Origin of the sequence: Vreelandella piezotolerans (assembly GCF_012427705.1) — a bacterium.
GTDB lineage: Bacteria > Pseudomonadota > Gammaproteobacteria > Pseudomonadales > Halomonadaceae > Vreelandella > Vreelandella piezotolerans.
This window is the reverse complement of sequence record NZ_CP048602.1, coordinates 2,217,514-2,238,295: the sequence shown is the minus strand read 5'-3', so window position 1 is coordinate 2,238,295 and position 20,782 is coordinate 2,217,514. Positions and strand designations below refer to the sequence as shown.

At 57.6% G+C, this 20,782-nt stretch carries 19 protein-coding genes; 15 read left to right on the top strand and 4 right to left on the bottom strand.

Going from position 1 to position 20,782, the window contains the following annotated elements; all coding sequences use genetic code 11:
• Positions 1 to 38: 38 nt before the first annotated feature.
• Positions 39 to 950, top strand: a complete 912-nt coding sequence (locus tag GYM47_RS10285; RefSeq protein WP_153843671.1) for a hypothetical protein — start codon at positions 39 to 41, stop codon at positions 948 to 950.
• Positions 951 to 985: 35 nt separating this feature from the next.
• On the opposite strand, the gene xthA is transcribed toward GYM47_RS10285, so the two are convergent.
• Together xthA and GYM47_RS10275 are read right to left on the bottom strand one after the other, a co-directional pair.
• Positions 986 to 1,813, bottom strand: coding sequence for an exodeoxyribonuclease III (gene xthA, locus GYM47_RS10280; RefSeq protein ID WP_153843730.1), 828 nt, complete (start codon positions 1,811 to 1,813; stop codon positions 986 to 988).
• Positions 1,813 to 2,061 (bottom strand): hypothetical protein, encoded by a 249-nt coding sequence (locus GYM47_RS10275; protein ID WP_153843672.1) that lies wholly within the window; start codon positions 2,059 to 2,061, stop codon positions 1,813 to 1,815. Before GYM47_RS10275 ends, xthA begins: the two co-directional genes overlap by 1 nt.
• A 145-nt stretch (positions 2,062 to 2,206) precedes the next feature.
• On the opposite strand from GYM47_RS10275, the gene rhlB reads away from it, so the two are divergent.
• Positions 2,207 to 3,481 (top strand): ATP-dependent RNA helicase RhlB, encoded by a 1,275-nt coding sequence (gene rhlB, locus GYM47_RS10270; protein WP_153843673.1) that lies wholly within the window; start codon positions 2,207 to 2,209, stop codon positions 3,479 to 3,481.
• Positions 3,482 to 3,486: 5 nt separating this feature from the next.
• Positions 3,487 to 5,616: an ATP-dependent DNA helicase DinG gene (gene dinG, locus GYM47_RS10265; RefSeq protein WP_139527278.1), complete on the top strand. Its 2,130-nt coding sequence runs from the start codon at positions 3,487 to 3,489 to the stop codon at positions 5,614 to 5,616.
• Positions 5,617 to 5,694: 78 nt separating this feature from the next.
• On the opposite strand, the gene GYM47_RS10260 is transcribed toward dinG, so the two are convergent.
• Complete coding sequence (locus tag GYM47_RS10260) at positions 5,695 to 6,771, bottom strand: 3-deoxy-7-phosphoheptulonate synthase (RefSeq protein ID WP_139527279.1); 1,077 nt, start codon at positions 6,769 to 6,771, stop codon at positions 5,695 to 5,697.
• A 352-nt stretch (positions 6,772 to 7,123) separates the two neighbouring features.
• On the opposite strand from GYM47_RS10260, the gene rpoE reads away from it, so the two are divergent.
• From rpoE to acpS, 12 genes are all read left to right on the top strand, one after another.
• A complete protein-coding gene (rpoE, locus tag GYM47_RS10255) occupies positions 7,124 to 7,723 on the top strand; it encodes an RNA polymerase sigma factor RpoE (protein WP_139527280.1) in 600 nt (199 codons plus the stop codon).
• Between the two features lie 241 nt (positions 7,724 to 7,964).
• Positions 7,965 to 8,699: a sigma-E factor negative regulatory protein gene (locus tag GYM47_RS10250; protein WP_139527281.1), complete on the top strand. Its 735-nt coding sequence runs from the start codon at positions 7,965 to 7,967 to the stop codon at positions 8,697 to 8,699.
• Positions 8,700 to 8,750: 51 nt separating this feature from the next.
• Positions 8,751 to 9,707 (top strand): MucB/RseB C-terminal domain-containing protein, encoded by a 957-nt coding sequence (locus GYM47_RS10245; protein WP_231125636.1) that lies wholly within the window; start codon positions 8,751 to 8,753, stop codon positions 9,705 to 9,707.
• Positions 9,704 to 10,162, top strand: a complete 459-nt coding sequence (locus GYM47_RS10240) for a SoxR reducing system RseC family protein (protein WP_231125637.1) — start codon at positions 9,704 to 9,706, stop codon at positions 10,160 to 10,162. The genes GYM47_RS10245 and GYM47_RS10240 overlap by 4 nt, the downstream gene beginning before the upstream one ends.
• A gap of 66 nt (positions 10,163 to 10,228) precedes the next feature.
• Positions 10,229 to 11,638 carry a DegQ family serine endoprotease gene (locus tag GYM47_RS10235; RefSeq protein WP_139527282.1) on the top strand — a complete coding sequence of 470 codons (1,410 nt, stop codon included), beginning with the start codon at positions 10,229 to 10,231 and terminating at the stop codon, positions 11,636 to 11,638.
• Between the two features lie 189 nt (positions 11,639 to 11,827).
• Complete coding sequence (lepA, locus tag GYM47_RS10230) at positions 11,828 to 13,645, top strand: translation elongation factor 4 (protein WP_153843674.1); 1,818 nt, start codon at positions 11,828 to 11,830, stop codon at positions 13,643 to 13,645.
• 15 nt (positions 13,646 to 13,660) lie between these two features.
• The gene (lepB, locus tag GYM47_RS10225) at positions 13,661 to 14,464 is read left to right on the top strand and encodes a signal peptidase I (protein WP_153843675.1); all 804 of its coding nucleotides are present in this window, start codon (positions 13,661 to 13,663) and stop codon (positions 14,462 to 14,464) included.
• A gap of 64 nt (positions 14,465 to 14,528) precedes the next feature.
• Complete coding sequence (rnc, locus tag GYM47_RS10220) at positions 14,529 to 15,221, top strand: ribonuclease III (protein ID WP_139527285.1); 693 nt, start codon at positions 14,529 to 14,531, stop codon at positions 15,219 to 15,221.
• A complete protein-coding gene (gene era, locus GYM47_RS10215) occupies positions 15,218 to 16,117 on the top strand; it encodes a GTPase Era (protein WP_139527286.1) in 900 nt (299 codons plus the stop codon). The genes rnc and era overlap by 4 nt, the downstream gene beginning before the upstream one ends.
• A gap of 8 nt (positions 16,118 to 16,125) precedes the next feature.
• Positions 16,126 to 16,821: a DNA repair protein RecO gene (gene recO / locus GYM47_RS10210; RefSeq protein ID WP_139527287.1), complete on the top strand. Its 696-nt coding sequence runs from the start codon at positions 16,126 to 16,128 to the stop codon at positions 16,819 to 16,821.
• Positions 16,822 to 16,881: 60 nt separating this feature from the next.
• Positions 16,882 to 17,697 (top strand): pyridoxine 5'-phosphate synthase, encoded by an 816-nt coding sequence (gene pdxJ / locus GYM47_RS10205; RefSeq protein ID WP_153843676.1) that lies wholly within the window; start codon positions 16,882 to 16,884, stop codon positions 17,695 to 17,697.
• A gap of 1 nt (position 17,698) precedes the next feature.
• On the top strand, positions 17,699 to 18,076 hold the full coding sequence (gene acpS / locus GYM47_RS10200; protein ID WP_139527730.1) for a holo-ACP synthase: 378 nt from the start codon (positions 17,699 to 17,701) through the stop codon (positions 18,074 to 18,076).
• A gap of 9 nt (positions 18,077 to 18,085) precedes the next feature.
• On the opposite strand, the gene GYM47_RS10195 is transcribed toward acpS, so the two are convergent.
• Positions 18,086 to 20,779 carry an ATP-binding protein gene (locus GYM47_RS10195; RefSeq protein ID WP_153843677.1) on the bottom strand — a complete coding sequence of 898 codons (2,694 nt, stop codon included), beginning with the start codon at positions 20,777 to 20,779 and terminating at the stop codon, positions 18,086 to 18,088.
• Between the last annotated feature and the right edge of the window lie 3 nt (positions 20,780 to 20,782).

Genomic DNA, 20,782 nt, shown 5'->3' with positions numbered 1-20,782 from the left:
TCGTCGAGGCCTCTCTTCCATCGATACATTAGACTGCCATGAATAAAATAACGTATTTACCCGCCGTACTGCTGGTTGCGGGTACGCTCGCTAGCTCGGCGGCTCACGCTCAAGAGCGGAACCTCACCCTGTCGCCTGGCTTCATGCCCGACCCCATGCAGCGCAGCTATGTATCGGGCGGTGGTCAAGACGCCAGCGGTATCTTTGGCACCGACATGCGTGGCGTAGGCTGTTCAGGCAGCATTTCACAAACGCCGGATCACATCATGACGCTGAACGACCGGTTCGATTTTTTGCAGATATGGAACCAGTCGGGAGCCGATACCACCTTGGTCATCGACGGCCCCGGGCGCTTTCTACTGTGTGACGACGACGGGGGAGAGGGTCTCAATGAACGCATCGAGCACAGCGACTGGGTGCCGGGTGAGTACCGTATTTATGTCGGTAGCTATGGCGGCGGAGTTCATAACTATGACCTGTTCGTCAGCGAGCTGCCTGGCAGTCGCCTCGAGGGAGCGAGCGGGGGCTATGCCGATACCAGTGAAGATCGCCATCTAGCGATTTCACCCGGTTTCTCTCCCGATCCCTGGCGGGTCAGTTTCGTGTCTGGCGGCGCGCAGGAGGCCGCGAGCCAGTTTGGAACGGACATGCGCGGCAACCGCTGCCAAGGTAGCGTCGCCACTACGCCCGATCATCAAATGACGCTCAACGAGTCCTTCTCTTATCTGCAGCTTTGGACACTCGCCGATGGCGATACCACGCTGATCGTCGATGGCCCTGGCAAGTTCCTGCTGTGCGATGACGACGGCGGAATGGGCCTCAACGAGCACATCGAATACACGAATTGGCCCGCTGGTGACTACCAGATTTACGTAGGCAGCTACAGCGACGATTATTTGAACTACCAGCTCAGTATTTCCGAACTGGCGTCAGAGGGCCCCAGCCGCTAACTAAGCCGCGCCGGAAAGTCTGTCCGGCCACCCCATCACGCGCTTAGGGTGAGCGTAAAATCGCTCCAGGTGGGAGCGTGGTCGGACGGGCGCTCCATGGCGCGTAGCGGGTAATCGATACCTGCATCGGTCACGCACTCGGCCAGCGGCTTCGAGACCAGGATGTAGTCGATGCGCAGCCCTCGTTTGGGGTCGCGATCAAAGCCCTTGGAGCGGTAGTCGAACCAGCTAAACCACTCATCGTTGTCTGGATGGCACAGCCGATAGCTGTCGCTCAGCCCCCACGCTTTGATGCCTTCCAGCCACTCACGCTCGATGGGCTGAAAACTGGTTTTGCCTTCTCGAAGCCAACGTTTGCGGTTGGCTTCACCAATGCCGATGTCTTGGTCCTCAGGCGAGATATTGAAATCGCCCATGACCGCCAAGCGCTCGTTGGGAGCATGCTGGGTATTAAGCAGGTTGGCGAGCTGTCGATAAAAGCGCGCCTTGTGCGGAAACTTGGTAGGGTGATCGATACTTTCGCCTTGAGGGAAGTAGCCATTCCATACCGTGACGGGTTTGCCATCTTCCGCGAGCAATTTGACGCCAATCATGCGCCGCTGGGCATCGTCGTCGTCATCGGGAAAGCCGTAATACACCGCTTGCGGCCGTTGACGGCATAAAAGTGCAACGCCGTAATGCCCTTTTTGGCCATAGTAAAAAACGTGATAGCCCATGGCTTCGACGTCAGCCGTGGGAAATTCACTGTCTTGCACTTTGGTTTCTTGAAGGCCGATGACATCGGGCTGATGGGTGTCGATCAGCGCTTGAAGCTGGTGCAGTCGTGCTCGAATTCCGTTGATGTTGAACGAAACCAAACGCATCAAGACGGCTCTCCTGGTGAGTTGTCGCCCGCTTTGTCAGGATGGATGGCGATCGTTTGGCCACTTTGCTGGCGCGCCAGCTTGCGCACCGCCTGAAGCTTGCGCTGCTGCTGCTTTTTGGCGACGAAGCGGCGCGACGAGGTCACCTGATCAGGATTCTCATGGCGCCACTTTTTATAATCTTTGCGGCGACCAGTGCGGATCGTTACTTTATCCGCCAATGAACGAGTCTTTTTCTTACGCGTCATGTCGCGCTCCCTGGGTTAATGTAGGCCTTATTCTAACAGGCTAGTGTGCTCCTTCGACAGCAGGGCGCGCTCTTATCGCCAACCCCTGGTACAATGCGCACTTCGTGATGCCTAACATCCACAGCAATGGACAGATACACAGCCTATGAGCGAGTCGGAACAGACCACAGCATCGGCCCAGAACCGCAAGCCAAAACGTCGTCGTCGTAAACCGCGTCGTCGTCAGTCTAACTGGGATCTTCGTCAGTTTCAGGTGCCCGCCGTTGCCGGCAAGTGGCGCTTCCATGACTTTGATCTGCCGCTGCCTTTGATGCGTGCGATTCACGCCCAAGGGTTCGAGTACTGCACGCCTATCCAAGCGGAAGCACTGCGCCATACGCTGTTGGGAGGCGACATCGTCGGTAAAGCGCAGACGGGAACCGGTAAAACCGCCGCCTTTTTGATCTCCGTGTTGGCCTATTTTCTCGAAGAGCCCACACCGGAGGGCCAAAAGCCGGGGGCTCCCCGCGCGCTGATCATCGCGCCGACCCGTGAGCTGGCGCTGCAAATCGAGAAAGACGCCAAGGCGCTTGCGCGCTTTACTCAGCTTAATGTCGCCAGTGTCGTCGGCGGCATGGATTATCAAAAACAGCGCGATAGCCTGAGCAAGAAGATCGATATCCTGGTCGCCACGCCTGGGCGCCTGCTTGATTTTCATCAGAAGCGTGATATCGACCTCTCTGAAACCGAAGTGCTGGTGCTCGACGAAGCAGATCGTATGCTCTCCATGGGGTTCATCCCCGACGTGAAGCGGATCATTCGCTACACGCCAAAAAAAGAGGAGCGCCAGACGTTCCTGTTCTCGGCCACCTTCACCGACGATATTCTCAATCTGGCGAGTCAGTGGACGCTCGATCCGGCGCATGTCGAAATCGAAGTGACCGTTGAAAATCAGGCGGATATCGATCAGCGGGTCTATCTCGTCTCCGATGACGACAAGCAACGCCTGCTGGTCAAGCTACTGGAGCAGGAGAGCTTCGAGCGCGTTATGGTGTTCGGAAATCGCCGCGATCTCGTGCGTAAGTTGGATGACCTGCTGAAAAAAGCCGGTGTCAGTGCGGCCATGCTATCGGGTGATGTGCCGCAGAATCAGCGCATCAAGACGCTGGAAAGCTTCCGCGAAGGGGGCGTGCAGGTGCTGGTGGCCACCGACGTGGCCGGCCGCGGAATTCATATCGAAGACGTGAGCCACGTGATCAACTATACCTTGCCAGAAGACCCGGAAGATTACGTTCATCGTATCGGACGTACCGGCCGTGCCGGGGCGAAAGGGGTGTCGATCAGCTTCGTCGGCGAAGAGGACGCTTTCTCGTTGCCTGAAATCGAGCGCTATATCAACGGTAAGTTGCCCTGCGAACACCCGCCGGAAGGCATGCTGTAACTCGGATGTTGAATGACGCGCTAAAAAACGATATCCAGCAGGCTTACCGTAACGTGGTGGAGAAGCTCGAGCTCACACCGCGTTACGGGCAGCGCTTGATGATCGCCGAAATCGCCCGAACCTTGGGCGACATCGAGTGCGATAGCGAGGGAAAGCGCGTTAGCGATAGCCACGTCTGCGTGCTGGAGGCCGGTACTGGCACGGGCAAAACACTGGCGTATCTCATTGCGGGGCTGCCCATCGCCAAGGCGCAGGGTAAGCGCTTGATCGTGTCCACGGCCACCGTGGCGCTTCAAGAGCAGGTACTCAACCAGGACTTGCCCTCACTGGCGAGCCATAGCGGGGTTGCCTTTCGCTACGCGTTAGCCAAAGGGCGTGGCCGTTACGTTTGCGTAGCGCGGTTGGATCAAGCGCTAGAAGGAAGTGAGCCCAACCCAACGCTTTCGCTATTCGAGCAGTCGTTGCAAGCCGATAGCAGCGACTTCAACGTGCTGGCCACCGATATGGCCGACGCTTACGGCAAGGGCGACTGGGAGGGCGACCGCGATACCTGGCCGGTGTCGATCGATGACTCGCACTGGCGACAGCTTACGGTCGACCATCGCCAGTGCACCGGTCGCCGGTGCGGCCATTTCGGTGCTTGTGCCTTTTTCCGCTCGCGACGAGAGCTGGAAAATGCCGACGTGATCGTTGCCAATCACGACCTCGTGCTGGCGGATCTAGCCCTGGGGGGCGGTGCGATTTTGCCGGACCCCGCCGACTGCATTTTTGTCTTCGACGAAGGTCACCACCTGCCGGACAAAGCGCTATCGCACTTTGCTCACCGTTTTGCCGTGCATGGTTGTCTACGCTGGTTGAAAACATTGAAAACCAGTCTGACGGACTTGCACCAGGGGCTGGCGGTTCAGCCTACCATCGCTCGGCTATTGGCAGGGTTGCCCGAATTGCTGCATGGCTTGGAGCCCGCGCTGGGCGATGTGTTTAGCATGGGGCATCAGCTTGCCGGGCGAGAAAACGGCCTTGCCGATGAAGAAGCCAGCCACCAGCAGCGTTTCGAGAAAGGCCAAGTGCCTGAGGCGCTGCGCGAACAGGCACAACAACTACTGGTCATGTTTGCCACGCTGTCGAGGAGCTTGGAGAGCATTAGTGATATCTTACGGGAAAGCCTCGATCCCGATAAGCAAACCGGCCTGGATCGGGAGCAGGCGGAAGCTTGGCTGCCGCTGATGGCGCTGCTGCATGGTCGCGCGCTGGAGGCCCACGCGCTTTGGCAGGCGTTCAGCGAGCAGGATGCTCCCAATGCGCCACCCAGTGCGCGCTGGTTAACGCTGAGCCGTGTGGCAGGGGAGCCGGAAATCGAGTTTTCGGCGAGTCCCGTCTCCGCCGCACATACCCTCGCCAAGCATTTGTGGGGCCGCTGCCACGGGGCCGTGGTGACCTCCGCCACGTTAACGGCGCTGGGCCGCTTCGAGCGGTTGCAAGAGCGCGCCGGATTGGCAAACCGATACCGTTATCAGGCCCTGCCCAGCCCGTTTGACTATGCCAACGCAGTGCTGCGGGTGCCTGCCGAAGCCGCAGACCCCGGCGACCGAGAGGCGCACGAGCGGGCGATCGTGAGCTTTGTCTCGCAACTGGGAGAGGAGGAAGCAGTGCTGGTACTGTTCTCCTCGCGAGCTCAGCTGCGCGCGGTCGAAAAGGCGCTGCCCGTTGCGGCAAAAGAGCGCATTTTGGCCCAAGACGCACTGCCCAAACGAGAACTCATCGAACGACACAGAGCAGCGGTGGATGGTGGCAAGGGGAGCGTGATTTTTGGCTTGGCGAGTTTTGCGGAGGGGATCGATTTGCCGGGGGATTACCTTACCCATGTCGTGATTACCCGGCTGCCGTTTGCCGTGCCCGATGACCCCGTAGGTGCAACGCTGGCCGAGTGGATCGAGAGTCAAGGCGGTAACCCCTTCATGCGCATCAGTGTGCCAGATGCCTCGATCAAGCTCGTGCAGGCCTGCGGTCGCTTGATCCGAAAAGAGAGTGATCGCGGAGTGATTACGCTGTTGGATCGCCGAGTGATCACACGGCGCTACGGTCAGGCGTTGTTAGATGCGCTGCCGCCTTTCAAGCGTGACATCCAAGCCTAGGGATTAGGCAACGTTAAATAGCGACAACCAAAATGCCCCGCCGTGCGGCAGGGCATTGTAGAGGGCGAGGCCGCGTTATTAAGCGGTGGCGCGCTTGGCCAGTACCGGGGCGAGTTTCTCGTTCATGCGCGTGAACGTCTCGACGGTCGTGTCCCAGTCGATGCAAGCGTCGGTGATTGAGACGCCGTACTGCAGTTGGTTCAAGTCTGCCGGTACTTTTTGGTTTCCCCAGCCAATGTTCGATTCCACCATCAAACCAATGATTGAGGTGTTGCCTTCTAAAATCTGATTGGTGACGTTTTCCAGCACCAGTGGCTGCAGGGCAGCGTCCTTGTTCGAGTTGGCGTGGGAACAGTCGATCATGATATTGGCTGAGAGGCCTGATTTTTTCAGCTCTTTCTCTGCCAGAGCGACGCTGACGCTATCATAGTTAGGCTTTCCGTTACCGCCGCGCAGCACCACATGGCCATAGCCATTGCCGCGGGTACGGATGATGGCCACTTGTCCCGCTTGGTTGATGCCCAAGAAGTTATGCGGATTTGCCACGGACTGCAGTGCATTGATCGCCACGTCCAGGCTTCCATCGGTACCGTTTTTGAACCCAACGGGACAAGAGAGGCCGGAAGCCATCTCGCGGTGCGTTTGGGACTCGGTCGTGCGCGCGCCAATCGCTGACCAGCTGATGCAGTCTTGCAGGTACTGAGGGGAGATCGGATCGAGCGCCTCGGTGGCCAACGGCAGGCCCATTTCCGCTAAATCGACTAGCAGTTTGCGGGCAATGTGCAGGCCTTCGTCGATTTCGAAAGAGTCGTTCAGGTGAGGGTCGTTGATCAACCCTTTCCAGCCTACGGTCGTCCTCGGCTTTTCGAAATAGACGCGCATCACGATATATAGGCTATCGCTGACTTGTTCCGCTAGCGTGCGCAAACGGCGTGCATAATCCAGCGCGGCCTCGACATCGTGAATGGAGCAAGGGCCCACGACGACGAGCAAACGTGGGTCTTTACCATCCAGGATGTTTTGAATGGTCCGACGGCCCTCGATCACCGAGCGTTCGGCGCTTTCCGTGAGCGGGATGGTATTTTTCAATGCTTCGGGGGTGGTAAGAACATCCTGAGCGAGGACGTTGAGGTTACTAACCTGTTGATCTGACATCTTGCTACCTGTGCGTGCGCGATGGACGAAACGTGGTCACTACTATGGCGCGTCAGGGTGGTAAAAATCAATTGTTACGGAACTTTGCATTAAGGAAAAATGTCAGCCTCAGGGTTTCGAGAAAGGGGGTAAGCGCTTGATGCGCTGCTAAGAACGCGTAACACTAGACGGCATTGTCGCAAGCTGCCTTGCGCGCCACCACCGGCGGTAGGCCGAGATTGCTTGCTGATGTCCTCCATGAAAATTAATAGATGCCCAAGGGACGCTATGCTGCTTGCTGTGAAGGCCCGATTACTAGGGCGACAACGAAACAACGCTCGGCGTCAAACGTGCGAGCCAAAGGAGCGTGTGAATGGGCACTCGTGAAACGGATCAACAGTTGGTTGAACGTGCTCAAAAAGGTGACACACGCGCTTTTGATCTACTGGTAAAGAAGTACCAGCATAAGATTATTGGGTTGATCGGGCGCTACGTGCATGACCACGCAGAAGTGCAGGACGTTGCGCAGGAAGCTTTCATTAAAGCCTATCGAGCACTGGGTAAGTTTCGAGCGGAAAGCGCGTTCTATACCTGGATGTATCGTATTGCCATCAACACGGCTAAAAACCATTTAGTGTCACGCGGTCGCAGACCGCCCGGTAGCGATTTAGATATCGTCGATGCTGAAATCGTCGATCAAAGCGGTCGTTTGGCGGATTCCGAATCACCTGAGGCATCCATTGCCCGCGACCAACTGGAAGCCGCCGTCTTCGAAGCGATCGAAAAGCTGCCAGATGATCTGCGCACGGCCATCACACTGCGCGAGCTGGACGGTTTGGCCTATGAAGACATCGCTCAAGTCATGCAGTGCCCGGTAGGCACCGTGCGTTCGCGTATCTTTCGTGCCAGGGAGGCAGTGGATGAGCACATTCGTCCGCTGGTCAGCACCGCACGTAACAGCCGAGATGAGTGATGTATGCCAGGTTGTTCATGTAGGTGGCGGTCACAAATACTTACGTTTTTGTATTTTTAGTGAACTGTCTCGCAAGTGAAGCGTCATAGAGGCTGTCTAGCATGTTCGAGTTGAACCGTTGACTGTCATGCATGAGCGATAAATGAGTCATTAGGTCTTGGCCTGCGAGGTTTTGCGGCTAAAACACGCATGAGCCGTGTGGTCGCTGAACGTCTCCTAACACAGTGTGAGGGTGTGAAGTATGAGTCAAAACACACGGGAATCACTTTCAGCATTGATGGACAACGAAAGTGATGAGCTTGAATTGCGCCGAGTGTTGAAATCACTGCCTGACGATGCCGATGCGGCAGAGACGTGGCGTCGCTACCACCTAGCGCGCAGCATGATGCAGCGGGAGCGCAGCGTGGATGTCAGCGTTGATCTCTCTGCTGGTATCATGGTGCGCCTCGAAGACGAGCCCGCGCCGTCCGTCGAGAGTGACGTTACGACTGTACCTGCCCGCACGGGAGGCATCTCCTTTGCCCGCGGCGCCGGGGTGGCGGCTGCCGTATCGCTCATGGTGATTACCGGCGTTCAGTTCTTCAACGGTAATGGCTCGACCGGTACCGCCCAGCCAACAGGCAACACGGTGGCGTCGCAGTCTAACCCTGGGACGCAAGTGCAGCCAGTGAGTTTGAGTGCGGCTCAGCCTGCATCGATGGTTGCGTCAGACATGCCCATGTTCGAGCCAACCCCATTCCGGATTAGCGGACAATCGGGTAGCAGTGGTTTGATGAATATCAGTGAGACGGGGTTTTCAACGCCCGTGGCACCCCAGGGCATGATGGCGCAACAAGCAACGACCATCGATGTGGATCAACTTCGTATGCTGCAATCCTATCTCGAGCAGCATGCACAAGGCGCTGCGATTGGTGGTGGCGATAGCTGGACGCCGCTGATGCGTTCATCAGTGACCGAGCCGTTAGGCCAGCGATAAATCGATAGCTAAGGTTGACCTTAATCGTTCTAAAGAGGCTGTTTGATCGGTATGGCGACTGCTAAGAAAAGCGTTTGGGGAGTGGCGCTGGCGCTCGGTATGGCTGGCGCTGGCCTTATCCCGACTCTGGCCCTCGCCGATGCGCAGCCGCCCATCGTTTGTTCGGCGCTTGACGACGAATCATCCCCTGACACCGCTTTGGCATGGTTAGCTCGCAGTATGGTGGCAGGGCACTGTTACGATTTTCAGGCCCGAGCCGTGACCATCGATGCGATAGGTGTCAGAACGTTGGCGCTCTCTCATCGTATTCGAGATGGCGTGCGCCAGCAGGTCGTTCAGCACTTGGATGGACCGTCCGTGAGTGTCGAGAGACGTTCCATTGCAGGCTACATGGCACGCTTTACCCCAAACGAGGGCAACGATCTAAGCGCCTCTCAAGCTTGGGCTCAGCACATCGCTTCTTATTACGATGTCTCTTTGCAAGAAAACACCCGTGTGGCGGGGCGTGACGCAGTTGCGCTTCGTTTTGTGCCACAAGACCAGCAGCGCTACCAGCATGCATGGTGGGTCGATAAATCAACGGGACTGCTACTCAAGCATGTCTTGAGTGACCATCAAGATCGCGTGTTAGAAACCTTCCAGATTACCCAACTGCAATCTCCTGTGCTTTATGAGGGGCACGTTGCCAGCGACGTGACCACCGAACGGTCTTCTTTCTCATGGCGAGTAGACTGGTTGCCTGAAGGGTTTATTGCTCAGCCACAAGAGCCGGGTCAGTCAGCAGAGAATCAGCAGGTTTTTAGTGATGGTCTAGCGGCGGTGAGCCTCTTCGTCACTCCGGTCGAGCAACCCATGCTCGAAGAGGGCGTGCATCGATTAGGCGTATCGACTGCCGCCATTTCGATGCTGTCAGAGGGCGAGCAGCGCTGGCAACTGATTGGTATCGGTGAGCTTCCGCCGGCTACCTTGGAGCGTGTCGTGCAATCTGTGCGTATCGAGCCTCGATGATGACTATGTCGGACGCTGGATGTGGAGCGCTACTCAGAGTAGGTAAAGTAGCTGGTTACACCGATACCGGACTGATCGTTGATGTCTCGCTGAGCGGTGCTTGCCAGCGCTGTGCGGAGGGACGTGGTTGCGGGATGGGGCTCTTGGCGCGTCGCCAGCAGCAGCGAATTATCGTTTTTGCTTCTGCCCCTCGCCCCTCACTTCCGGCGGCTTATCCTCTGAACAGTGACGTCACTATTGCGCTACCCAAGCGTCAGTTGAACTATCTAACGCTTCTGATTTATGTCATTCCTTTGCTGTTAGCGTTATTGGTGGCAGGCGCTGCTTCGCTACTTGATGCGCGCGAATGGTTGAGCGTAGCGCTCTTCTTTAGCGCCTTGATGTGCAGCGTACTGGCCCTTAAATATCTACTGCGCGAGCGGATGGAACGCTTCCGTCCACGCTTGGTCAGTTAGTTGTTCCGTAGCTCGCTAAGAGTTGCACTCCCTTCGTTTCGTATCTGCTTGACTAGGAGCTGTTGCATGAAGCGCTTGGTTCTCCCCTCGACACTATGGCTCTGCTTGGTCGCGATGTTTCTGATCGGCCAAAATGCCTATGCGCAAACGCTGCCCGATTTCACTGAGTTGGTAGAAGACGCTGCACCAGGCGTCGTCAATATTTCCACCAGTCGAACGGTGCAGCGCAGCCCAGCCCTCCAAGGGTTTGGCAATCAGGAAATTCCCGAAATTTTCCGCCACTTCTTTGGCGATAGCTTTCCAACACCTCCCGGTGGTGGAGGCGGTAGCCGTAGCCAAGAGCGACAGTCGCTTGGTTCTGGGTTCATCATCAGTGCCGATGGTTATGTGATGACCAACGCACACGTAGTGCAGGACGCCGATGAAATTCTGGTGCGTCTCAATGACCGCCGTGAACTACCCGCTGAATTGATTGGTAGTGATGCACAAACCGACGTGGCACTGCTGAAAATCGATGCCAACAACCTGCCAGTGCTCAATTTGGGCGATTCCGACGAGCTGAAAGTGGGGGCTTGGGTCGCTGCCATTGGTTCTCCCTTTGGTTTCGATCACTCGGTGACGGCGGGTATCGTCAGTGCGATCAACCGCACGCTACCTCGTGATGCTTATGTACCGTTCATCCAAACCGACGTGGCCATCAACCCGGGTAACTCCGGCGGCCCGCTGTTTAATCTGGAAGGCGAAGTCATCGGTATCAATTCGCAAATCTTTACCCGCAGCGGTGGCTTTATGGGCCTCTCGTTTGCCATCCCAATCAACGTGGCGATGGACGTGGCAGATCAGCTCCGTGAAGATGGCCGTGTAAATCGTGGGTGGTTGGGCGTGATGATCCAGCCGGTGTCGCAGGATCTAGCCGAGTCTTTCGGTATGAGCGAAGCGGTTGGTGCTCTGGTTGCCGATTTAGATCCCGAAGGCCCTGCGGCTCAGGGCGGCTTGCAAGCCGGTGACGTCATCATCGAAGTCAACGGTGAAGAAGTGGATCGCTCCAGCACCTTGCCGCGGCTGATCGGTCGCGTTGCACCCGGTAACGATGTCGAATTGACGCTGATGCGAGATGGCGAGCAGGTGTCGGAAACCGTTGAGCTGGGTAGCTGGCCAGATATGGCGTCATCCGCCTCGGCATCGGGCAGCGATAACCAAGTGCGGTTAGGCGTCGCCGTTGCCGAAGTCGATCAAGCAACGCGTGAGCGTTTGGGGATCAGTGGCGGCGTCGAAGTACGCCAGGTCGAACCGGATAGCGTTGCGGCGCAGGCAGGGCTGCGTGCTGGCGACATTTTGGTGAGTATTGACCACCGCAGTGTCTCTTCGGCGGACGAGCTGATGCAAATCGTCGAAGCGCTACCGAACGACCGAGCGATTCCCGTGCGTCTCTATCGCGACGGCCGCTCGCTGTTCGTTGCCCTTCGCCTCGATTAACCCAAGCGTCAATTCCCTCCAGTCCGGCGGTTCTCGCCGGACTGCTGTTCCTATCCCGCGCATATCGCTACAATAGCGCTTATCTTTTGACGAACTTTGGCAATGCAGTGGTGCGGTTTCCGTTTTTTCGCCCTTCGGCCCAGCGCCGCAACTCCCACGCTTGCGCACCAATAAGGTAGAACACACTCGATGTCTCATGACGTTTCCAGCGGAAAGCTCAAGCATATTCGCAATTTCTCCATCATTGCCCACATCGATCACGGTAAATCGACGCTGTCGGATCGTCTGATTCAAACCTGTGGTGGTTTGACCGAACGTGAGCTGAAAGAGCAAGTGCTCGACTCCATGGATATCGAGCGTGAACGGGGCATCACCATCAAAGCTCAGTCCGTCACGCTGGACTACACCGCTGCCGATGGCCAGGTGTACCAGCTCAACTTCATCGATACCCCTGGGCACGTCGACTTCTCCTACGAAGTGTCGCGTTCGCTCTATGCCTGCGAAGGGGCCCTGTTGGTCGTCGACGCGGCGCAGGGGGTGGAAGCGCAGTCGGTAGCTAACTGCTACACCGCCATCGAGCAGGGGCTGGAAGTACTACCCGTACTCAACAAGATCGATCTGCCGCAGGCCGACCCGGATCGCGTCGCCCAAGAGGTAGAGGAAATCATTGGCCTGGACGCCACTGACGCGTGCCAAGTGTCTGCAAAAAGCGGTATTGGCATCAACGAGCTGCTCGAACGGCTGGTGCGAGACATTCCGCCGCCTAAAGGTGATCCCGAAGCGCCCCTGCAAGCGCTGATCATCGACTCTTGGTTCGATAACTATCTGGGCGTCGTCTCGCTGGTGCGCTTATTCGACGGCACGCTGCGCAAAGGCGATAAGATCCGTATCAAGTCGACCGGACGCGACTGGAACGCCACCGAAGTAGGCATCTTCACACCGCTGCGCAAAGAGACCAACATTCTGCGCGCCGGTGAGGTCGGCTTCATCGTGGCCGGTATCAAAGAGATTCACGGCGCTCCGGTGGGGGATACCATTACCCATACCAAGACACCAGACGTACCACGTTTGCCGGGCTTTCAAAAAGTGAAGCCGCAGGTCTACGCCGGTATGTTCCCGGTCAGCGCCGACGATTACGAAGATTTCCGCGATGCCTTGGAAAAGCTGGCCCTCAATGATGCCTCTCTCGAGTACGAGCCGGAGAACTCCGATGCGCTGGGCTTTGGTTTCCGGGTGGGCTTCCTTGGTACGCTGCACATGGAGATCATCCAAGAGCGTCTGGAGCGCGAGTACGATCTAGATCTGCTCACCACGGCGCCGACGGTGGTTTACGAGCTCGCCATGAAGAACGGCGACATTCAGTACGTCTCCAACCCCTCCAAGCTACCCGATATGGCCGATGTCGAGCAGATGCGTGAGCCTATCGTGCGGGCCAGCATTCTGGTGCCTCAGGAGTTCGTTGGCAACGTGATCGCCGAGTGTGAACAGCGCCGCGGCACCCAGCTCGACATGCAGTTTCTGGGTAACCAGATCCAGCTCACCTACGAGCTGCCCATGTCGGAAGTAGTCATGGATTTCTTTGACCGTTTAAAATCCATCTCGCGTGGCTATGCGTCGCTCGAGTACAACTTCGAGCGCTTCGAGGCGGCAAAACTCGTGCGCTTGGATGTGCTGATCAACGGTGACAAAGTCGATGCGCTGGCGGTCATCATTCACCGCGACCATGCTCACTCCCGCGGCCGTTTGCTGGTGGAGAAAATGAAAGAGCTGATCCCCCGTCAAATGTTCGACGTGGCGATTCAGGCAGCGATTGGTGGCCAGGTCGTGGCCCGCTCGACGGTAAAAGCGCTACGTAAAAACGTCACGGCGAAATGTTACGGCGGCGACGTCAGCCGTAAGAAAAAGCTGCTCGAAAAACAGAAAGCCGGTAAGAAGCGGATGAAACAGGTGGGGCGTGTCGAAATTCCCCAGGATGCCTTCCTTGCTGTGCTCAAGGTAAACGACTAGGGATACGAACCCCACATGGATTTTTCACTGTTATTGGTACTTGCGGTCGCGCTCTCAGGGGCCATTTATCTGTTGGATGTGCTGGTGCTTCGGCCTAAGCGCCGTGAGCGCGTGGCAAAAGCAGAGTCAGCCACCATGGAAGGGCTGGATGCGCCGACGCGGGAGAAGCTCTTAAAAGAGCCTTGGCCGGTCGACTACTCGCGTTCTTTCTTTCCGGTGCTGTTGGTGGTGCTGGTGGTGCGCAGCTTCATCATCGAGCCATTTCAAATTCCCTCTGGCTCCATGAAGCCCACGTTGGAAGTCGGCGATTTCATTCTCGTCAATAAATTCGCCTACGGCCTACGTTTACCGGTCGTTCATCATCGTTTTTTGGAAGTAGACGATCCCGAGCGGGGCGATGTCATGGTGTTCCGTTTTCCTGAAGAGCCATCGGTGAACTTCATCAAACGCGTGGTGGGGCTGCCCGGCGACCGTATTCGCTATGAAGGTAAGCAGCTCTATGTCAATGGCGAGCCGGTCAGTAAGGCATTGATCGAAGAGGGGCCGATGCTTTCCCCTCAGCAGCTGTTGCTGGAGGAGGAGTTGGGTGACGTGAGTCACTTCATCTATAACAATCCCCGTGATCCAGGCCCGCAAATGCGTGAAGTGGTCGTACCGCAAGGCCACTATTTCATGATGGGCGATAACCGCGACCACTCCAACGATAGCCGCTACTGGGGCTTCGTGCCGGAAGAGAACATCGTCGGTCGCGCCTTTGCCGTGTGGATGCATTGGGATGGCGGGCTACCTAGCTTTACCAGCATACGGCGTATCGAATGAAGCAGTACCGTTTTCAAATCGTAAGTGTGGTTGTCTTAGTTAACGTCAATGACGTAGGAGCACTGTGAGTAATTCCTTAACCGCTTTTTGCCGACGAATCGGCCATACCTTTGGCGACCCAACGCTTTTGGAACTGGCCATGACTCATCGAAGCTACGGTGGTCGCAACAATGAGCGCCTGGAATTTCTGGGTGACTCCATCGTCAATTTCGTGATTGCCGAAGCGCTGTTTCAGCGCTTTCCCCAGGCGCGGGAAGGGCAGCTCTCGCGTTTGCGCGCCCGCTTGGTCAAGGGCCAAACCCTAGCGGAGCTGGCCCGAGAAATGGCCTTTGGCGAGTGCTTGAGGCTGGGGTCGGGAGAAATGAAGAGCGGCGGCCATCGCCGTGAATCGATTCTAGCGGATGCTGTAGAAGCCGTGATTGGCGCGATTTATCTAGACGCTGGAATGGATGCCGTGCGCGAGCGCGTACTCGCATGGTACGCCGACCGCCTGGAAAACATCTCGCTGCAAGATACTCAGAAAGATCCCAAAACACGCTTACAAGAGTTTTTGCAGTCGCGCCAAGCGGCGCTGCCACGTTATGAAGTGGTCTCTGTAAAGGGTGAGGCGCATGCCCAGACCTTTACCGTGGAGTGCTACATCGAGCTTTTAAGCGAGCATACCACGGGTAAAGGCCCCAGCCGCCGCCATGCCGAACAGCAGGCTGCGGAAGAAGCATTGTCCTATCTCGAGCAACCCCCTGGAGACAAATCATGAGCCAAACCTGCGGCTTCGTGGCCATCGTTGGCCGTCCCAACGTAGGCAAGTCAACCCTCATGAATCGGATTCTGGGGCAAAAAATCTCGATCACTTCTCGGCGACCGCAAACCACGCGCCACCAAGTGATGGGTATCAAAACCGTCGACGATACGCAGTTCATCTATGTCGACACGCCGGGCATGCACATCATGTCCAAGGATCGTAACAAGGCTATCAACCGCTTCATGAACCAAGCGGCGACCCAAGCACTGCGCGATGTCGACTGCGTGGTGTTCATCATCGACCGCACCCGTTGGACAGACGAAGACCAAGCCGTACTGAAGCGTCTAGAGCACGTGAAGGCGCCGGTCATTCTCGCGGTCAACAAGGTCGACCGTCTTCAAGACAAAGGCGATCTGCTGCCTTGGCTGGCCGATGTGGGCGCACGCCGTGAATTTGCCGCCGTGGTACCCATTTCTGCCAAGCATGGCACTCAAGTAGAGACCCTGGAAGAGGAAGTCGCCAAGCACCTGCCCGAGAGTATCCATTTCTTCCCGGAAGACCAGATCACCGATAAAAGCCTGCGTTTCATGGCGGCTGAACTAGTGCGTGAAAAAGTCATGCGTCAGCTCGGCGACGAGCTGCCCTACCAGATGACGGTCGAGATCGAAGAGTTCCGCGAGACCGAGCGGGTCACGCATATCAGCGCGCTGATTCTGGTAGAGCGTCAGGGGCAGAAGGTGATTTTGATTGGCGAGAACGGCGACCGAATCAAGAGCATTGGCCGCGAGGCGCGCCTGGACATGGAGCGTGCGCTGGGGACGAAAGTGATGCTGAATCTCTGGGTGAAGGTGAAGCGTGGCTGGTCGGATGACGAACGGGCGCTGAAGAGCCTGGGTTACGATCTCGATTGAGTGGCTCCATGACCGCCGAGCCTGCGTTTTTGCTTCACCGCCGTGCCTACCGTGAAACCAGCGCGCTAGTCGATCTATTGACACTCGACCATGGCCGCATCCGTGCGGTAGCTCACGGGGGGCAGCGGCCCGGCTCGAAATCTCGTCAGCGGCTGCAACCCTTTACCCCGCTGTTCGTCTCCTGGCGCGGCGAACGAGAGCTGAAGCGACTGACGTTGATGGAGTCGCGTGGGCACACCGCGTTGCTGGCCGGCGAGGGGCTGCTATGTGGCCTGTACGCAAACGAAATTGCCACTCGCTTGCTGCCCCTTGAACTCGCGGCGACCGAAGTGTTTGCTTTTTACAGCGCGCTGCTGGAGGCACTGCCAGTGCCCGCCGAGCGCGGTCTGGCGCTCAGGCGGTACGAATGGGCGCTTCTGGACGTGCTCGAGGCCACGCCGCGCTTTAGCACCCCAGAGGGAGGTGCGCTGGACCCACATCAGCGCTACCGTTTCGAAGCCGACACTCGCGCGTTCGTTGCCGCACCTCAAGGCATCGAAGGACGTACCCTTCGCTTAATCGAACAGGGTGATTGGCAGCCAGCGGGCCTGGCCAATGCATTGAAAGCGGTCATGCGGGCAGCGCTGGCTCCTCACTTAGGAACTACCGCGCTGCGTTCCCGTGAATTGATGCTGGATTTGGCTCGCCGCCGTCATCGCTCTTGAGCCACCGTTACCACTGATCGCGATAGTGTTCTATCGCTGTTGATTGATTGGAGTCTCTGCATGCACCCCCCACGGATTTTACTCGGCGTAAACATCGATCATATCGCCACGCTGCGTCAGGCGCGTGGTACACGCTATCCCGACCCGGTGCAGGCAGCGCTGCTGGCCGAGGAGGCAGGAGCCGATGGCATTACCGTTCATTTGCGCGAAGACCGTCGCCATATTCAGCCCCGCGACGTGCGGCTTTTGGCCGAGGTGCTCAATACGCGCATGAACCTGGAAATGGCCGTCACCGAAGAAATGCTGGCGCTGGCAGAAGAGGTACGCCCGGCACACGTGTGTTTAGTGCCTGAAAAGCGCGAAGAGCTCACCACCGAAGGCGGCCTGGATGTGGTTGGCGGCTTCGAGCAGATCGCTAGCGCCTGCCAGCGCTTAGCGGCGGCGGGGTGTGACGTGTCGCTATTCATCGACCCCGACGAATCACAGATCGATGCTGCCCATCGTGCCGGTGCGCCCACCATCGAGCTACACACTGGCGCTTACGCCGACGCCAAGCCGGGCAGTGCCGAGGCCAACGCCGAGTATGATCGCCTCAGCGCGGCGGCGGTGTACGCGGTTTCACTAGGCTTGGTGGTCAATGCCGGACACGGTCTGCATTACCACAATGCGGAAGCGATTGCCGCACTGCCCGGCGTCAACGAGCTCAATATCGGTCATGCCATCATTGCCCGAGCGCTCTTCGTTGGTTTGAAGGAAGCCATTCAAGAGATGAAGCGTTTGATCATCGCGGGTCAGGAAGCGGGCTTGATGGCCGCCCTGGACGCCCACGAACATGACCATGATCACGGCGATGGTCACCACTGCTGCAGTCATTGATATGATCGTCGGAATTGGCTCGGACATTGCTCGGGTTGAACGCTTTCGTCAGGCCGTGACGCGTCACGGTCCTCGTTTTGCGCAGCGCATCTTAGGGCCAGACGAGCAGCGTGCATGGCAGTCGAAGGGGCAGGCGACGGCTTATTTGGCAAAACGCTTTGCGGCCAAGGAGGCTTTCGTTAAGGCGCTTGGGCTAGGGCTCCGCCAGGGCATGCAGTGGGGCGAGATACAGGTGCTCAACGATGCACTGGGTAAGCCGAGCCTCAAGCTCAGCGGTGAAGCGCAGCGCCGATTTCTCGAAAGCGGCGCCACCGCCGCCCACATTACCTTAAGCGATGAAGCCGATTATGCCGTTGCTTTTGTCGTACTGGAGCGATGACGTCGGTCATCACTTTTCGACCAGCGCAGCGCGCTCCTGGCTGAGTCTTTCCATGGCGGTGTAGAGCTCGTCCAGCAGCGTTTCCACATGCCGCAGTCCGCTGGTGCGCAGCCGCGTTTCCAGTGTTTCTACCAGTAGCGCAAGCTCCGGCGCACCGCAATATCGGCTAGCGCCATTCAAGCCGTGTACCCAATCCAGTAGTGTCGTCAAATCCTCCGCTGCAAACGCACGACGGATGTGTCGCTCGCTTTCGGGCAGGCTATCGATGAGCCGTACCAACTGCTGCTTGGCCAGCGTTTCTTTGCCACCGGCCAGTCGGGCACCCAGCGTCAGGTCGACGGCAGGCAGCGAGCTTGAGGGTTCGATAGGGGCTTGCAAGGCGCGAGTGGGCTCTGTCGACGCAGGCTTGGCTGCCACCCCTAAAAAGCGCTGGAGCAGCTGCTGTAGCTGAACATCGTCGATGGGCTTGACCATGACGTCGTCCAACCCCTCGGACAGCCACTGCTGGCGTTCCGCGCTCAACACGTGGGCCGTCACCGCAATGATGGGGCAGCGTGCCCAGCTATTGTTGATACGTCGCAAGGCTTGGGTCGTTTGAATGCCATCCATGCCGGGCATTCGAATGTCCATGAGCACCATGTCAGCGGTGGCATGTTTGGCAAACTCTAACGCCTCATGGCCGCTCTCGGCGAGTGCGATTTGCAGGGTATCGCTCTCCAGCATCGCTTTGAGCAGCTCGCGATTGGGCGCATTATCGTCGACGATCAGAATCGTCAAGCGCGGGGCCGGTAGCGGTTTAGAAACGTTGGCGCTGGGTGCTGTCTGTGCCTGTGGCTGCAAGAGGTGGCGTAGCGTGGTGGCCAGTTGCGCTCGGGTAAATGGCTTGCACAGCATCTCACCACCGTGGGGAAGCTCCCAGGTGGGTAGATCGAAGCTGGTGGTATTGGCCAGCACCAGTACCGGACAAGGCGTCTGCTCAATGACCGACTGCCAGTAGCCTTTTCGCTCGTCGTTAAAATCCTCAGCCGAGAGGCAGAGAATCAGCAGTGCCTCATTGCCTGCATCGATGAACGAGACAGGACGCGCTCCCCAGCGCTCTAACAGGTGCTCGAGCACGTTGCGGGTAGGAAGGTGCGGCTCGTGAAGTCGAATGATCGGGCCATCCAGGGTCAATTCTGGAGGGCGTTCATCGGCAAGATGCGCCAACAGCGGCAGAGTGAAAGAGAACGTCGAGCCTTTGCCGAGTTCACTATCGACGGTGATTTCACCGCCCATTCGTTGAATGAGTTGGCGGCAGATGGTCAGCCCAAGACCGGTGCCGCCAAATTGACGCGAATGGCTGGGCTCTGCCTGGGAGAAGGCACTAAAGAGCTGCTGCTGATGCTCTTCGCTCAGCCCGATGCCCGTATCGCTGACGCTAATGTGCAGCACGACATGCTGCCCCTCTTGGTTCTCTAGCATCACGCGAACGATCACCTCCCCCTCGGTGGTGAACTTGATCGCATTGCCTAGCAAGTTGTTGAGCACCTGATGAATGCGCAGCGGATCGCCACAAAGCGGCGTGGGCACGTCGTCGTACACCATGGCGACCAAATGGAGCTGCTTGCGCTGCGCTTCGGGGGCATGTAGGCCTATGATCTCATCCACTAAAGCAACGATATCGACGTCCACCTCTTCCAGCGTAAGCCGGTCGGCTTCCAGTTTGGAGAAGTCCAAGACATCGTTCACCAGCATGAGCAGGTTGTCGCAGGCGCGACGAACGTGTTCTAGCCACTCTTTTTGACGGCTATCCAGCGAAGAGCGCCCGAGTAGGCGGCAGAAACCCACGATGCCATTGAGCGGCGTGCGGATTTCATGACTCATATTGGCTAGAAATTCGGATTTGACCGCGTTGGCCCGAAGTGCGCTGCGGTGGGCGAGGTCTAGCTTGATGTTCTGCTCTTCGATGGTTTCCATCGACTCTTGCAGCTCGCTGGTCGCCTGCTCGATTTGACTCTGCATATCTCGTTGAGCCTGTTGGAAATGCTCGGCCAGTCGATTGATGTGTTTGGCTAGCTGCTTGAATTCGGTGGGCTTGGCGTGGGACATCACGAGGCTGTAATCGCCACGGGACAAGCGATATAAGGCTTGGTTGGCCTCTTCGATAGGTCGGCTGGCGTAGCGGCTGATGGCAAAGGCCGCCAGGAATAGCAGCAGGCCGAGCAGCATGCCACCGAGGCTCAAGCTGGCGATCAAACGGTAGCGCTCGAGCGTTAGTGCGCGGATATCCATCTCGGCTTCCAACCAGCCGTTGGTAACAAGGCTGGTCCCACCCACCGCCTGACTGGTGATCGGTACCTGTAGGCGCCACGTGTCTTCCTCTTTGGCGATGACGGTCACGTCGGGCGCGTTCAGGCGCGGCGGAGGCGGCATCGAACGGCCCAGTACCAACAAGCGGTTGCCCTGCTCGTCGAACAGTGTCACCGCTCTTAGACCACGGTGCTCCAACAACTGACGGGCCAACGCTTCCAGTCGTGGCAAGTCGCCATCGGCCATGGCAGCCCCAAGGCTGGGAGCTAACAATTCTCCAGCGCTGGTCAACCGATCTTCGAGCACGCTTCTACCGGTATGTTCATTTTGCAGGACCAGCAGAACGGCCATGACGGCATAGACAAGCAGAGGGAAACCAAGCAGAGCGAACAGCAGGCGCGTATTTAATGACATGAA